This is a genomic window from Vibrio splendidus, assembly GCF_024347615.1.
In the GTDB taxonomy this organism is placed as follows: domain Bacteria; phylum Pseudomonadota; class Gammaproteobacteria; order Enterobacterales; family Vibrionaceae; genus Vibrio; species Vibrio splendidus.
On record NZ_AP025509.1, the window covers coordinates 413,300 to 430,048 of the forward strand.

1 protein-coding gene is annotated in these 16,749 nt (G+C 47.3%); it reads left to right on the forward strand.

Translation table 11 applies throughout. The features are described from left to right. The first annotated feature begins 138 nt into the window (after nt 1–138). Nucleotides 139–16,410 (forward strand): tandem-95 repeat protein, encoded by a 16,272-nt coding sequence (locus OCU90_RS19220; protein ID WP_240513390.1) that lies wholly within the window; start codon nt 139–141, stop codon nt 16,408–16,410. Nucleotides 16,411–16,749 lie beyond the last annotated feature (339 nt).

Here is a 16,749-nt window from a genome sequence, read left to right on the forward strand (position 1 = left end):
TAGTTTTCAAATTTTTTTTGATTCTTTATGCATAAAAAGAAAAATATGAAAAATGTTGTATAAAAACTTGGTTTTTCAAAATGGTGTCCTTTAATGCCTCTAAATACGATCAGTTAGCTAGTAGCAACGGAGGCTGTAATGGCAGGCGAAAATAACCAAAACAACCAAAATGAAGATCTCAATGACGCGGTAGAACAAACGGACACGAACGACGCGGGTACGCCCTCCCAGCAGCAGAATCAACAAAATCAACAAAATACGATTGCGTCGACAATAGCGACGGGTGCTGAAAACACGGATGCGGCCGACGAGGTTAATCAGGCTTTAGAAGACAATCCGAGTGGCGCAGGTAATGCTGAAGATGCGTCGGCTTCTGGTGCGGCTGTTCAAGAAGAGACGCCAGAAAGCGATGGAGATTCGGACGCAGCACAATCCAATGTAGTCGGTGGTGCGGCTTCGGAAGCTGGCTCGGACAATGCTGCTGGCAGTGGTGGCGGAGCGGGTGCTGGCGCTCAAGCAGTAGGTGGCGATAACGCAGAGTCTGCGACAGGTGGAGCAGACGCTGAAGGTAATGAAGAACAAGGCCAAGCTGCACGTACTTCAGCAGCGCCGAGTGAGACATCTTCAGAGTCGGATGACCAACAAGTTGGTGATGAGCTAGATTCACAAACAGTAGAAGAGACATTTGCAGTTGATGTTCAAGCTTCTGACGAAGAGACCATCAGCGAAGTAGAAGATGACTTTGATTCTGAAACAGTAAGCGAAACGTTCAAAATCAAAGTCGAAAGTGACAATGATGCGCCAGAAGCTGAACAAGATCTGGCTTACATCATAGATGAAGATGGCTCCATAACATTCACTCAAGAACAATTACTCGAATACGCAAGTGATGTAGATGGGGACGAGCTTGTTGCTTCCAACGTTCAAGTTGGTGCAGATGCAACCGTTCAAGATAATGGTGATGGTACTTTCACCGTTGTTCCTTCATCTGACTTTAATGGTGAACTTGGCCTTACTTTCGACATCAGTGATGGCCAAGAAACGATTAGTAGCGCAATTGATTTAACGGTACGTCCTATTAATGACGCGCCTGTTCCTGAAGATAAAACGTTTGAAATAGAGGAAGACGGAACTCTTGTCTTCACCGACGCTGATCTTCTTTCTGGCGCAACGGACATCGAAGGTGACAACCTAACGGTTGAAGGTGTGACCTACGATGGCGGCGACGGTATCCTTACTGATAACGGTAATGGTACATACACCTTCGCACCAAACGAGAACTTCAATGGCGATGTAAACTTTGGTTTTGATGTATCAGATGGCACCGATACAGTATCTGCCAATATTGATGTGAGCGTGACAGCGGTTGATGATGCGCCAGTGTCGGGTGACTTAGCTTATTCAGTAGATGAAGATGGTTCGATTCGCCTAAGTCAAGAACAGCTACTTTCTCAAGCATCTGACGTAGAAGGCGATGACCTAACTGCTAGTGGTCTTACAGTTGGCGGTGATGCAACGGTCGTTGCTAACGATGACGGAAGCTTCACGATCACGCCAGATGAGAACTTCAACGGTGACATCGATATCAGCTTCGATATCTCAGATGGCACCAACACAGTTCAAGCCTCTGCAGACTTAACTGTTAACCCAGTTAATGATTTACCAGTTCCTCAAGATCAACAGTTCAGCGTGGAAGAAGACGGCACGTTAATCTTTACCGATGCAGACCTGTTAACAGGCGCTACTGACATTGAAGGTGACAACCTAACGGTTGAAGGTGTGACCTACGATGGTGGCGAAGGTATCCTGACCGACAACGGTAACGGTACTTACACCTTTGCACCGAACGAGAACTTCAATGGTGACGTAAACTTCGGCTTTGATGTGTCAGATGGCACCGATACGGTCTCTGCGAATATTGATGTGAGTGTTACGGCGGTTGATGATGCGCCAGTATCAGGTGACCTAGCTTACTCAATTGACGAAGACGGCTCGATTCGTTTGAGCCAAGAACAGCTGCTTTCTCAAGCATCTGACGTAGAAGGCGATGACCTGACGGCCAGCGGCCTAACGGTTGGTGGTGATGCAACCGTCGTTGCTAACGATGACGGCAGCTTCACGATTACGCCAGATGAGAACTTCAATGGTGACATCGATATTAGCTTTGATATCTCAGATGGCATCAATACCGTTCAAGCTTCTGCAGATCTAACGGTTAACCCAGTTAATGACCTGCCAGTACCACAAGACCAACAGTTCAGCGTTGAAGAAGATGGTACGTTAATCTTCACTGATGCCGACCTGTTAACCGGTGCAACGGACATTGAAGGCGACAACCTTACGGTTGAAGGTGTGACCTACGACGGTGGCGACGGTATTCTTACTGATAACGGTAATGGTACGTACACATTCGCTCCAAACGAAAACTTCAATGGTGACGTAAACTTCGGTTTTGATGTATCAGATGGTACCGATACGGTCTCTGCAAACATCGACGTAAGCGTAACTGCAGTTGATGATGCGCCGGTATCGGGCGACCTAGCGTACTCAATCGATGAAGATGGTTCGATTCGTCTAAGCCAAGAGCAATTGCTTTCTCAAGCATCTGATGTTGAAGGCGATGACCTAACTGCAAGCAGCCTAACCGTTGATGGTGATGCGACGGTTGTAGCTAACGATGACGGCAGTTTCACGATTACGCCAGATGAGAACTTCAATGGTGACATCGATATCAGCTTCGATATCTCTGATGGCACTAATACTGTTCAAGCTTCTGCAGACCTAACCGTTAACCCAGTAAACGACCTACCAGTGCCTCAAGATCAACAGTTCAGCGTTGAAGAAGACGGTACGCTTATCTTTACTGATGCAGACTTGTTAACAGGTGCAACGGACATTGAAGGCGATAACCTTACTGTTGAAGACGTGACCTACGATGGTGGCGACGGTATTCTTACCGACAACGGCAACGGGACTTACACCTTTGCTCCGAATGAGAACTTCAATGGCGACGTAAACTTCGGTTTTGATGTGTCAGATGGTACCGATACGGTGTCAGCGAACATTGATGTGAGTGTGACTGCGGTTGATGATGCGCCAGTATCGGGCGACCTCGCGTACTCAATCGACGAAGATGGTTCGATTCGTCTAAGCCAAGAGCAATTACTGTCTCAAGCATCTGATGTGGAAGGCGATGACCTAACTGCTAGTGGTCTTACAGTTGGCGGTGATGCGACGGTTGTAGTTAACGATGACGGCAGTTTCACCATCACGCCAGATGAGAACTTCAATGGCGACATCGATATCAGCTTTGATATCTCAGATGGCTCTAATACGGTTCAAGCCTCTGCAGACTTAACCGTTAACCCAGTTAATGACCTGCCAGTACCTCAAGATCAACAGTTCAGTATTGCAGAAGACGGTACTTTACTGTTCACAGACGCGGATCTGCTTACAGGCGCTACAGACGTTGAAGGCGATAACCTAACGGTTGAAGGTATCACTTATGAAGGGACTGATGGCGTACTGACTGACTTGGGTGAGGGCTCATACAGCTTTGCTCCAAACGAAAACTTCAATGGTGATGTAAGCTTTAGCTTCGATGTGTCAGACGGTACAGATACCGTGTCTGCAAACATTGATGTTAGCGTGACTCCTGAGAACGATCCGCCAGTTGCGGGTTCAACGTCCTACACGGTGAATGAAGACAATTCGATTACCATTTCTGATGCACAACTATTGGCAACATCTTCAGATATTGAAGGTGATGTATCGATAGACAGCGTGACTTACTCTGGTAGTGACGGTGTCCTTGAAATCAATGGTAACGGCACTTACACCTTCTCGCCAAATGAGAACTTCAGCGGTGAAATTGCACTTGATGTGGTTGTTGCTGATGAAGATGGTGCGACCGACGCGACGACTGCGGGGATCAATGTTCTTGAAGTGAACGATCCGCCGGTTGCAGGCCCAACGTCTTACACCATTGATGAAGACTCAGTACTGACCTTCAGTGAGTCACAAGTGCTACTGAATGCCTCAGATGTAGAAGGGGATGTTGAGCTTGTTGGTATTAGCTACGATGGCCCTGAGGGTATCTTCTCAGTAAATGGTGATGGCACTTGTAGCTTCGCTCCGAATGAGAACTTTAATGGCCAAGTTCAGCTTGATGTCACCATTCGTGATGAAGATGGTGCAGAGGTTGAAACCGTCATCAATGTTGACGTACTGCCAATCAATGATGCGCCAGTATCCGGTGATTTGGCTTACAACGTTAACGAAGATGGTTCAATCACATTGAGCCAAGAACAGCTGTTGTCTCAAGCGTCGGATGTTGAGGGTGAGGATCTAACCGCAAGCGACTTAACGGTAGATGGTAACGCAACAGTAACCGCCAATGACGATGGTAGCTTTACCATCGTTCCAGATGCGAACTTCAATGGTGACATTGATATTCAATTCAACATCACTGACGGTACTGACACGGTTCAAGCAACCGCCGATCTTACTGTTAACCCAGTTAATGACTTGCCGGTTCCTCAAGACCAACAATTCAGTATTGCAGAAGACGGTACGCTGCAATTTACAGATGCCGACTTACTTACCGGTGCCACCGATATTGATGGCGACGACTTAACCGTTGAAGGTATTAGCTATACAGGTGGTGATGGCGTACTGACCGACCACGGTGATGGTACTTATACCTTTGCGCCAAATGAAAACTTCAATGGCGATGTGAACTTTAGTTTCGATGTGTCTGATGGTACAGAAACGGTCAGCGCTAACATTGACGTCAGTGTGACTCCTGAGAACGATCCGCCAGTTGCGGGTTCAACCTCGTACATGGTCAACGAAGACAATGCCATCACAATTTCTGATGAGCAGTTGCTAGCAAACTCTTCTGACGTTGAAGGTGAAGTGTCGATTGACAGCGTAACTTACAGCGGCACAGATGGTGTGTTCCAAGATAATGGTGACGGCAGTTATACCTTCCTTCCTAATGAAAACTTCAGTGGCGATATCAGCCTTGACGTTATTGTTGCTGATGAAGACGGTTCGATTGATGAGACCACCGCGGGTATTACCGTTCTAGAAGTGAATGATCCACCTGTTGCAGGGCCTACGTCTTACACCATTGATGAAGACTCCGTTCTTACATTCAGCGAATCTCAGATTCTAGTGAATGCTTCAGACGTTGAGGGCGATGTAGAGCTAGTCGGCATCAATTACGATGGTGAAGACGGTATCTTCACGGTAAATGGTGATGGTACATGCAGCTTCGCACCAAACGAAAACTTCAATGGTCAGGTTCAACTGGGTGTGACCATTCAAGATGCAGATGGCGCGACGGTAGAGACACAGATTAATGTTGATGTACTGCCAATTAACGATCCACCAGTATCGGGCGATTTGGCTTACACCATCAACGAAGACAGCTCCATCACACTAAGCCAAGATCAGTTATTGGCGCGAGCTGGTGATATTGATAGCGAGAACCTAGAAGCTATTAACCTTTCTACGGATGAAAACGCGACCATCGAACAAAACGACGATGGTAGCTACACCATTACACCGGACGCTGATTACAACGGCGACCTAGATCTAAGCTTCGACATCATCGACAACGATGGTGGTGAGGTTCAAGTTGGCCTAGATATCACAGTTAATCCACTGAACGACTTGCCACAAGCGCAAAATCAACAGTTCACGATTGAAGAAGATGGCACATTACTGTTTACCGATGAAGACCTACTTGCTGGAGCATCGGATATTGATGGTGATGAGCTATCGATTGAAAACGTACTTTACACAGGTGCAGATGGCGTTCTGAGTGACAACGGTGACGGTACTTACAGCTTTGCACCAAACGAGAACTTCAATGGTGATGTTCAATTCTCATTCGATGTCTCTGATGGTACAGGTTCAACGGCTGCGGTTATCGATGTTAGCGTAACACCAGAGAACGATCCGCCAGTAGCGGGCTCAACCTCTTACACAGTGCAAGAAGATGGCCAAATCACCATCAGTGATGAGCAGCTATTAGCGAACTCTTCCGATGTTGAAGGTGATGTCGCTCTATCAAGTGTTAGTTACACTGGTGACGACGGTTCGTTCGTTGATAACGGTAATGGCACCTACACCTTCACGCCAAATGAAAACTTCGACGGAGACATCTCACTAGATGTTGTCGTCGTTGACGAAGGCGGTGCAACGGCGACAACGACAGCGGGCATTGATGTTATTGCTGTGAATGACGGCCCTGAAACATCTGGTATTCAGGCTGAAGTCGACGAAGATAATTCAATCACCATTACTCAAGAGCAGTTACTTGCGAATGCGACCGATGTTGAGGGTGATGAGCTAACGGCAACTAACCTACAAACTAACGATCCTGACGCGACGATTGTTGCGAATGACGATGGTTCATTCACCATCACGCACACAGAAAACTTCAATGGCGAGTTGGACTTCACATACAGCATCAATGATGCTGACAATGAAGTTCTGACCACTCTCGATCTAACGGTTAATCCAGTTAATGATGCGCCAGAAGCGGGCGAAGAGATCTTCATCCAAGCGCAAGAAGATCAAACGGTTGGTGTGACGCTTCGTGAAGAACCTGCACTACGTTTAGACCAAGCGCCAGAAAACGGCATCATTGAAGCGAATGTTAATGATGAGTGGGTGGTGCTGGAAGTAGGGCAAGAAGTACCGGCTGATACAGAAGTACGCTTTGTTCCAAGTGAGGGGGCTCTTGCTGAAGGCACACATACTACGCAAATTGGTACCTTCGACGATAACGCTAGCGTAGACGATTGGGGTACAGAAGTTGACCCTTACACTCGTGAGTTCTCGGATGGTGATTTAACGGTTACGGTTCAAAGTAACGATGATCCGCTTGGTGCTTGGAATGGTAACACCCACATAGGTCACGGCCTTGGTGATACCGATCGCCAAGGGTTGAGTGGTGATGAAAAACTGACTATTTCAGTTGAAGGTCAAGACATCAATGAAATCAGTTTCCACCTAGATGGTTTAGGTGGTTGGTTCATGGAAGAATCGCGTCACTTTACAGAAGTAGAAATCAAAGCGTTCAATGAGGACGGTGACCTAATTGACTCGATGACTTACCACAAAGAAGACCGTGGTACTTTCGAGACAGACTACACGCTAACCGTTGACCAACCAGTGTCTTACTTTGAACTGGGTACAGTGCAAGGTAATGGTACTTACGTGGTTCAAAACATGACAGTGTCACAAACTTGTCATGATGAAGCTGTGTTTACATCGATTGGTGTAGATGGCTCAGAGATTACTGAAACGGTTGAGTTGAATATCCATGCGGGTGACAACGAAATCGAACTAACGGCTGATCTTCCGAATATTACTGTCGATACCGATGGTTCTGCCCAGTTTGCTTCGGTTGTAATTACCGAAGAGCAACTACTGGCGCAAGCATCTGATATTGATGGCGACGACCTTGATATTGAAAATCTAGAGCTAGTGGGTGAAAACTCAGAGCATGCAACACTCACCGATAATGGTGATGGCACTTGGACGGTAACACCGGATGAAAACTTCCATGGTGAAATCGAACTCGGTTACCAAGTTACGGATGGTGAGCTGACAGACAGCAACATCATCAACATCAACTTCGAATCAGTAAATGATGCGCCAATCGTTTCTGGCCCGATTGTTCTATCGACAGATGAAGATGAAGGTATCACGTTCAGTGCAGATGACTTGCTAGCGAACACCACAGATGTGGAAGGCGATACGCTGTCTATTTCTGACATCACTTACGGTGGTGATAACGGTGACTTGGTCGACAACGGCGATGGTACGTTTACCTTCATGCCGAATGAAAACTTCAATGGTGAAATCGACATCGACTACAAGGTGTTTGATGGTACTGATGAAGTTGCAACGCACCTAGACCTAACCGTTGTACCTGTCAATGATGTACCGGTTCCGGGCGAGCCATTGCATACCCAAATGCTTGAAAACGGCTCCATGATCATCGAAGCGAAAGACCTATTGTCTGGTGCGACCGATGTTGATGGCGACATTCTTCATGTCGAAAACCTATTACTTGCAGACCAAACGCAAGGTACGTTAACGGATAACGGTGATAATACCTTTACCTTCGAACCTGCAGAGAACTTCTCTGGTGAAGTGAATCTGACCTTCAATATCAGTGATGGTCAAGCAAGCGCGCCAAGTACTGCAAGAGTTGACGTTGAAATTGTCAATGAAGGCCCAGAGGTTAGTGGCCCAATTGAAGCCGCTGTTGATGAAGATGGGTCAATCACTATCACTCAAGAGGATCTGTTAGCGAATGCAACCGATGTGGATGGCGATAACCTTGAAGCGGTTAACTTTGCGACCAACGATCCAAATGCTGTGATAGTCGAAAACTCAGACGGTAGTTTCACTATCACACCAAGTGCAGACTTCTTTGGTGAGATTGAATTTACTTACGATGTCACTGACGCGATTGAGACCGTGGCTGCCGACCTCAACTTAACCGTAAATCCAATCAACGATGCGCCAGACGTTCCAGACATGTCTTTCGCTACGGAAGATGGTCAAGCGATTACTATTACCGAAGCTGAATTACTGGCACAAGCGACAGACGTTGAAGGTGATGAACTGTCAGTTGTGAATGTAACGAGCGCAAGCGAAACGGTAGAAGTAACAGACAATGGCGATGGAACATACACATTAACACCAGAGCAGGGCTTCTTCGGTAACGTTGACTTAGCATTTGATGTGAGCGATGGCACTGATGTGGTTGCCGCAAACATCGACCTAAAAGTTGAGTTCGTCAACGATGCGCCAGAAGCGACGCCAATGGTGGCAGATGTCGACGAAGATGGTTCAATCCTCGTTACACAAGAAATGTTGTTGGAGAACGCGAGCGACCAAGATGGCGATGAGCTGTTTGCAAGCGCGCTTGAAACTAACGATCCAAATGCCAGCATTGTAGACAATGGTGATGGCACGTACACCGTGACACCTTCAGAGAACTTCAATGGTGATATTGCATTCACCTATGAGGTGAGCGACGGTGAGCTGAGCACGTCTAATGATATGACATTGACCGTTAATCCGGTGAATGACATTCCAATTGTTGCCCCAGGAATGTACCACATTGAAGAGGATGGCAGCATCCTGTTCACTCAAGAAGATCTGTTGAGCGGTGCGATTGATCTTGATGGCGACGACCTCAGCGTTACTAGCATCAATTACTCTGGCGATGAAGGCACAATCACCGACAATGGTGACGGCACGTTTAGCTTCGTTCCTGAAGAGCATTTCAGTGGTGATCTGCAGTTCAGCTTTACTGTGACAGACGGTACGGATGAGGTTGAACAAGACCTTAACGTTCATATTGAAGCAGTTGCGGATGCGCCGGATCTTGTGATAACCGATGGCGACGGCGTTAACGTTGATGACCAAGCTATTTTGGTTGAGCCCGGCGGCATTGTTGAGCTTAATATTGCGGCTGCGCTAGTAGACCAAGATCTATCAGAAACACTGACGGTAACAGTAGATGGTGTTCCAGAAGGTTCGGTTATTCAATACGATAATGAAGGCGTTCTGAATGACCAAGAAAACGGTATCACCAGTTATAACGATACTGAAATCACAGTAACGTTTGAAGGCGAAACCGCGGGATACCAAAATGCAGCGGGTTACTACAAAGTCGATGAAGACGGCAACATCACAGGTGTTGAAGTTGTCTACGAGAATGCATCACAAGTGGGTGGCGGCGGTGACCTTGTCCCTGGGCAAGATCAGTTCAGCTTCCAAGTTGAGGAAGGTGAGAGCTTTAACCTGTTCTTGATTCCAAACGGACATCAGCACAACGACTTTGATGCGATGCAAGACGGTCAGTACGAGTTCCGTGCTGAGGATGGTTCGCCTGCGAACATGGATACGGTTGATCCTCAACTTGTCTTTGTTGCGGCAGATGGAACCGAGACTGTGATTCAAGGCCAGAATGGTGACGCGATCTTCCATGGTGGTTCAAGCTCTCAGCTAAACCAAGATGGTATCGAACATACTCGCACGACGGTTAATGAAGACGGCGAGCTGGTTTACGGCTTTGAAGATTTGTATGGCGGCGGTGATGCTGACTACACAGATTTCAACTTCACAATCGATGTGGGTGAAGTGAACAGCCAAATCTACAGCGGTGAAGTGACCGTTGGCCCTGATGGTACGGTGAACTTACCGACAACGGCTATCGAAAATTCACTACAAATCCAGTTACCAGAAGACTTCAACGAACAGCTTGAAGTTCATGTAACCGCAACCGCAACAGAGCTATCGAATGATGATTCTGAAACGGTCTCTCAAACCATCTACATTAATGCGACAGGCGCGCACATTGAGCACGCACCTGAAGCGCTGCCTGTTGCAGCAACAGTAGAAGAAGATGGTTCTATCACCATTACGCAAGAAGATTTGTTAGCTAATGCTCGAGATCTCGATGGCGACCAACTAACAGCGCTTAACTTAGCGACTGATGATGACAGCGTAACTATCACAGACAACGGTGATGGTACGTACACATTAACGCCAGATGCTGATTTCAATGGCGATGTGAGCTTTACGTTTGATGTGTCTGATGGTGATGATGTTGTCTCTACCAATCTAGAGTTAACAGTTTCACCAGTGAATGACGGTCCAGAAGCACAAGACCAGGCATTCACAGTCGGCGAAGATGGCGTGTTAACTTTCAATGATCAAGACCTATTAACAGGTGCAACGGACATTGAAGGAGACGACCTAAGTGTTGAAGGTGTAACTTACACTGGCGCAGACGGTGTCCTAACCGACAATGGCGATGGCACATACAGCTTCGCGCCAAACGAAAACTTCAATGGCGATGTAAACTTCTCGTTCAATGTATCAGATGGTACCGATACGGTAAGCGCCAACATTGATGTCAGCGTGACGCCAGAGAATGATCCACCAGTTGCGGGTAGCACGTCTTACACGGTTCATGAAGACAACTCTATTACGATCAGTAACGAACAATTGCTAGCGAACTCTTCGGATATCGAAGGCGAAGTCGCAATTGATAACGTGACTTACAGTGGTAGCGACGGTGTTCTGGAAATCAACGGTGACGGCACATATACCTTCTCTCCAAACGAGAACTTCAATGGCGAAGTTAGCCTAGATGTTGTCGTGACGGATGAAGATGGAGCGACTGAAGCAACAACGGCGGGTATAACTGTCCTTGAGGTGAACGATCCGCCAGTTGCTGGCCCAACGTCATACACCGTCGATGAAGATTCAGTACTGACTTTCAATGAGTCTCAAGTTCTGCTGAACGCTTCTGATATTGAAGGTGATGTTGAGCTTGTTGAGATCAATTACGATGGCCCAGACGGTATCTTCTCTATCAATGGTGACGGTACATGTAGTTTCGCTCCGAATGAAAACTTCAACGGCCAAGTGCAATTGGATGTGACCATTCAAGATGAAGACGGCGCTCAAGTTGATACGTTTATTACGGTTGATGTATTACCAATCAACGACGTACCAGTATCAGGCGACCTTGCATACAGTGTTGAAGAAGACGGTTCGATTACCTTGAGCCAAGAGCAGCTTCTTTCTCAAGCAAGCGATGTAGATGGCGACGACCTGACTGCTTCTAACTTGATTGTTGATGGAGAAGCGACGGTTGTTGCTAACGATGACGGCAGCTTTACCATTACGCCAGATGCGAACTTCAATGGTGACATTGACCTAACGTTCGACATTAGCGACGGTACAGATACGCTTGTTGCGACGGCTGACCTAACCGTTAATCCAGTTAATGACCTTCCACAACCACAAGACCAAACGTTCAGCATTGGCGAAGACGGCATCTTGAACTTCACAGATGAAGACTTGCTAACAGGTGCTACCGATATCGATGGGGATGACCTATCGGTTGAAGGCGTGACTTACACAGGTGCCGACGGTGTTCTTACTGACAATGGCGACGGAAGCTACAGCTTTGCGCCAAACGAGAACTTCAATGGTGATGTAAACTTCAGTTTTGATGTGTCAGATGGCACGGATACGGTTCAAGCCAACATTGATGTCAGCGTGACACCAGAGAATGATCCACCAGTGGCGGGTAGCACGTCTTACACCGTTCATGAAGACAACTCAATTACCATCAGCGACGAACAGTTACTTGCTAACTCTTCGGACATTGAAGGTGATGTGGCAGTCGATAGTGTGACTTACACTGGCGCTAATGGTGTCTTTGAAGACAACGGTGACGGTACTTACACCTTCTCACCAAACGAAAACTTCAATGGTGATGTGAGCCTAAATGTTGTCGTTACCGATGAAGAGGGTGCAACAGAAGCGACAACCGCGGGTATTACTGTACTTGAGGTGAACGACCCGCCAATCGCAGGTGTAACAACTTACTCTGTGAATGAAGATGAAGTGATTACCATCAGTTCTGAACAGCTGTTGGCGAATGCTTCAGATATCGAAGGTGAAGTGGCGATTGATAGCGTTAACTACACAGGCGCTGACGGTATCTTTACTGACAATGGTGATGGCACATTTAGCTTCGCACCGAACGCAAACTTCGACGGTGATGTAAGCCTGGATGTTGTCGTTACTGATGAAGACGGCGCAACCGCAACTACCACTGCAAACATTGATGTTCTGCCTGTGAACGATGCTCCGGTATCGGGCGACTTGGCGTACAGTGTGGACGAAGATGGTTCAATTACGTTGAGCCAAGAGCAATTGCTTGCTCAAGCGAGCGATGTTGACGGCGATGACTTAACAGCGGCTAACCTAACCGTTGGTGGTGATGCGACCGTCACTGCAAACGATGACGGTAGCTTTACTATCACACCAGATGCGAACTTCAATGGCGACATTGATTTGAACTTCGACATTACCGATGGTGATGCGACGCTTCAAGCAACGGCTGATCTTACCGTTAACCCTGTCAATGACTTGCCAACAGTCGGTGAGCCACAGTTTGTGACTCAAGAAGACACGAGCTTTACCTTCACAGAAGAGCAACTGCTGCAAAATGCAGGCGATATTGATGGCGATAACCTATCGGTTGAAAATGTGGCTTCAGATAGTGGTACTTTGGTTGATAACGGCGACGGCACTTACACTTTTGCTCCGAATGAAAACTTCGATGGCAATGTGAATGTGACCTTCGACGTGAATGACGGTACAGCGACAGTACCAGCAGATGCGACGATTGATGTTCAATCTGTGGTTGATATGCCAGAGCTGTCGATTGCGTCTGACTTGGTGATTGCTTCAGACAACTTCGAGTCTGGCTCGAACGGCTGGAATACGGGCACTGAAAGCTCACAAGGCTTCGAATCAGGTGACATGCTAGGTCGTATTGGTGGCACTGGTGGCGATGAAGCAGTCAGCAAAACTTACGACATTCCAAGTGATGTGAGCGAAGTTAATATCTCGTTCAGTTTCTACGAAATTGATTCTTGGGATGGTGAGTCATTCCAAATCTTTGTCGGCGGCGAAGAGCTTACTTCGTTAGACAACTCGGCGTTCCAAACTCAAGATGGCACGACAACGTTGTACGATTCAGCGGGCAATGAAGTGGGTGAAGTCGTTCACGGCGTGTCGCAAGGTGAAGGCTTCAGTGGTTGGAACGACCAAGCACACCAAATCAACCTAACCGTACCAGTTGAAGATGGTCAACTTGAGTTAGGCTTCGGTTCAACCTTGAACCAAGGTGTGAGTGATGAGTCGTTTGGCATCGATAACATTGAAATCACAGTGTCTGATGCGGATTACCAAATTATTGGTACCGAAGATACGCCAGTACCACTGGATATTGATGCGGCGTTAACCGATACCGATGGTTCAGAAAATCTCGCTATCTTGATTGAAGATGTACCAGAAGGCAGCTCGCTTTCTGCAGGTACCGATAACGGTGATGGTACATGGTCATTGCAACCAGGTGAGCTAGAAGGGTTAGAGTTTATTCCTTCAGGTGACTTCAATGGTGATGTGGTTCTAACCGTGAATGCGACATCAACGGATGTTGATACGGGCACCACCGCAACGGCAACGCAAGATGTGACGATTCATATCTCGCCAGCGAATGATGCGCCAGAAGTTGATGGTGATATCAGTGCCGTTACGGCCGAAGATAACAGTATCACGCTAACTCAAGAGCAGTTGCTAGAGCACGCTGTCGATATTGATGGTGATGACCTATCCGCAATCAATCTAACCACTAATGACGAAAATGCGACCGTTGAAATGAACGACGATGGCAGCTTCACCATTACTCCGAGTGAAAACTTCAACGGTAATATCGAATTTAGTTACGATGTCACCGATGGGGAAGAGATGGTCGCTGCTGGCCTAGACTTGACGGTAACACCAGTCAATGACGCGCCAGAGCCACAAGACCAAGCATTCACTATTGGTGAAGATGGGGTTCTTAACTTCACTGACGCTGACCTGTTAACAGGTGCAACGGATGTTGAAGGTGATGACCTGACGGTAGAAGGTGTGACATACACGGGTGCTGATGGCGTTCTTACTGATAATGGCGACGGAAGCTACAGCTTTGCGCCAAACGAGAACTTCAATGGTGATGTGAACTTCAGCTTTGATGTGTCAGATGGCACAGATACGGTTCAAGCCAACATTGATGTGAGTGTGACGCCAGAGAACGATCCACCAGTGGCGGGTAGTACGTCGTACACTGTGCATGAAGACAACTCAATCACGATCAGTAACGAACAGCTACTAGCCAACTCTTCAGACATTGAAGGTGAAGTTGCGATTGATAGCGTGACTTACACAGACAGTGACGGTGTATTCGAAGACAACGGTGACGGCACGTACACCTTCTCACCAAATGAGAACTTCAATGGTGATGTGAGCTTAGCGGTTGTTGTTACCGATGAAGAAGGAGCAACAGAAGCGACCACAGCAGGAATCACCGTACTTGAGGTGAACGATCCGCCAATCGCAGGTTCTACCAGCTACTCAGTGAACGAAGATGAAGTTATCACCATCAGTGCAGAGCAACTGTTGGCGAACTCTTCTGATATTGAAGGTGAAGTGGCGATTGATAGCGTGAACTACACAGGCGCTGACGGTATATTTACTGATAATGGCGATGGAACATTCAGCTTTGCACCGAACGCAAACTTCGACGGCGATGTTAGCCTCGATGTGGTGGTGACCGATGAAGATGGTGCAACGACGGCCACGACGGCAAGCATTGATGTTCTTCCAATTAACGATCCACCAGTATCGGGTGACTTGGCATACAGCATTGATGAAGATGGTTCGATTACTCTGACTCAAGAGCAGTTGCTATCTCAAGCATCTGATGTGGATGGCGATGACCTGACCGCAAGCAACCTAAGCGCAGGCGACAATGCATCCGTTGTTGATAATGGCGATGGCACCTTTACGGTAACGCCAGATGCTAACTTCAATGGCGATATCGACCTAAGCTTTGATATTTCGGACGGTGCTGAGTCAATTGTGGCGAACGCCGATCTGACGGTTAACCCTGTTAATGACCTGCCAACTAACGACGATGTTTATGCCAATGTTGATGAAGACAACACCATTACTATCACGCAGGAGCAGTTACTTGCGAATGCCGCGGATATTGAAGGTGATGAGCTTGTCGCTTCCGACTTAACCTTAGTGGGTGACGATGCAACGATTGTCGACAATGGCGATGGCACGTTCTCAATCACTCCAAGCGAGAACTTCAATGGCTACATCGATGTTGCCTACAGCATCAGCGATGGCGACACACCAATTGCCGCTAACTTAGGCTTGACGGTTGATCCAGTTAACGACGCGCCAATTGTTTCTGCTGATGTGGCGATAACCATTGAAGAGGATGGCTCATACACCATTACTCAAGAAGAGCTCCTACAATTCGCGACTGACATCGAAGACGATGACATGACCGCAATTATCGGAGAGCCGGGTGATGAAACAACCGTAACCGGTACCGTGTTGGATGCTGAAACTGGCAATCCAATCGCAGGTGCGGATGTGACGTTAACCGACAATGCGGGTCACTCTTACACAGCGGTGACCGATCAATCAGGTAACTACTCTGTGAGCGGTCCTGTTGTTGACCAAGGTACCGTTACTATTGAACAAGAAGGCTCTATTACTAGCAGCTTCCTAGTTCCAGCTGGTGAAGATACCAACGGTGGCGTAACTGCAATATCTGAAGTACTTGAAGAAACAGATATGCGTATCGTGGTCACATGGGGTGAAAGCCCACGTGATATGGACAACCATCTATGGCTCTACGATACAGAAAATGGCAACGAGCTAGACCATATTTATTATCGCGACATGAGCCATGATTTGGGTGAAGGTAATGTCGTTCAGTAAGATGTGGATGACACGAATGGTGGTGGCCCTGAAACCATCACTATTCCAAATTATCAAGATGCTGACATGCACTATTCAGTACACAACTACACCAGCAGAAGTTGGGATGTGGATGGTGTTGAAGATGTACAGGTTCAGGTGTTTGTTGGCGATACATTGGTTGAAACCTTTAGTCCTGACTTATCTGAAAACCCATCGGGTGACCACTGGCATGTATTCGATATCGTGAACGGCGTTATTGTTCCAAGCCAAGATGTCGGTACACAAAACGCGTTTGATTTGCCAACGGCAGAAGAAGCGCTTGCGAATGAAAACAGCATTGATATCTCTGAATTACTA

Coding starts and splice junctions, on each gene's coding strand:
- OCU90_RS19220 (WP_240513390.1), top strand. CDS start 139: ATGGCAGGCGAAAATAACCAAAACAACCAAAATGAAGATCTCAATGAC.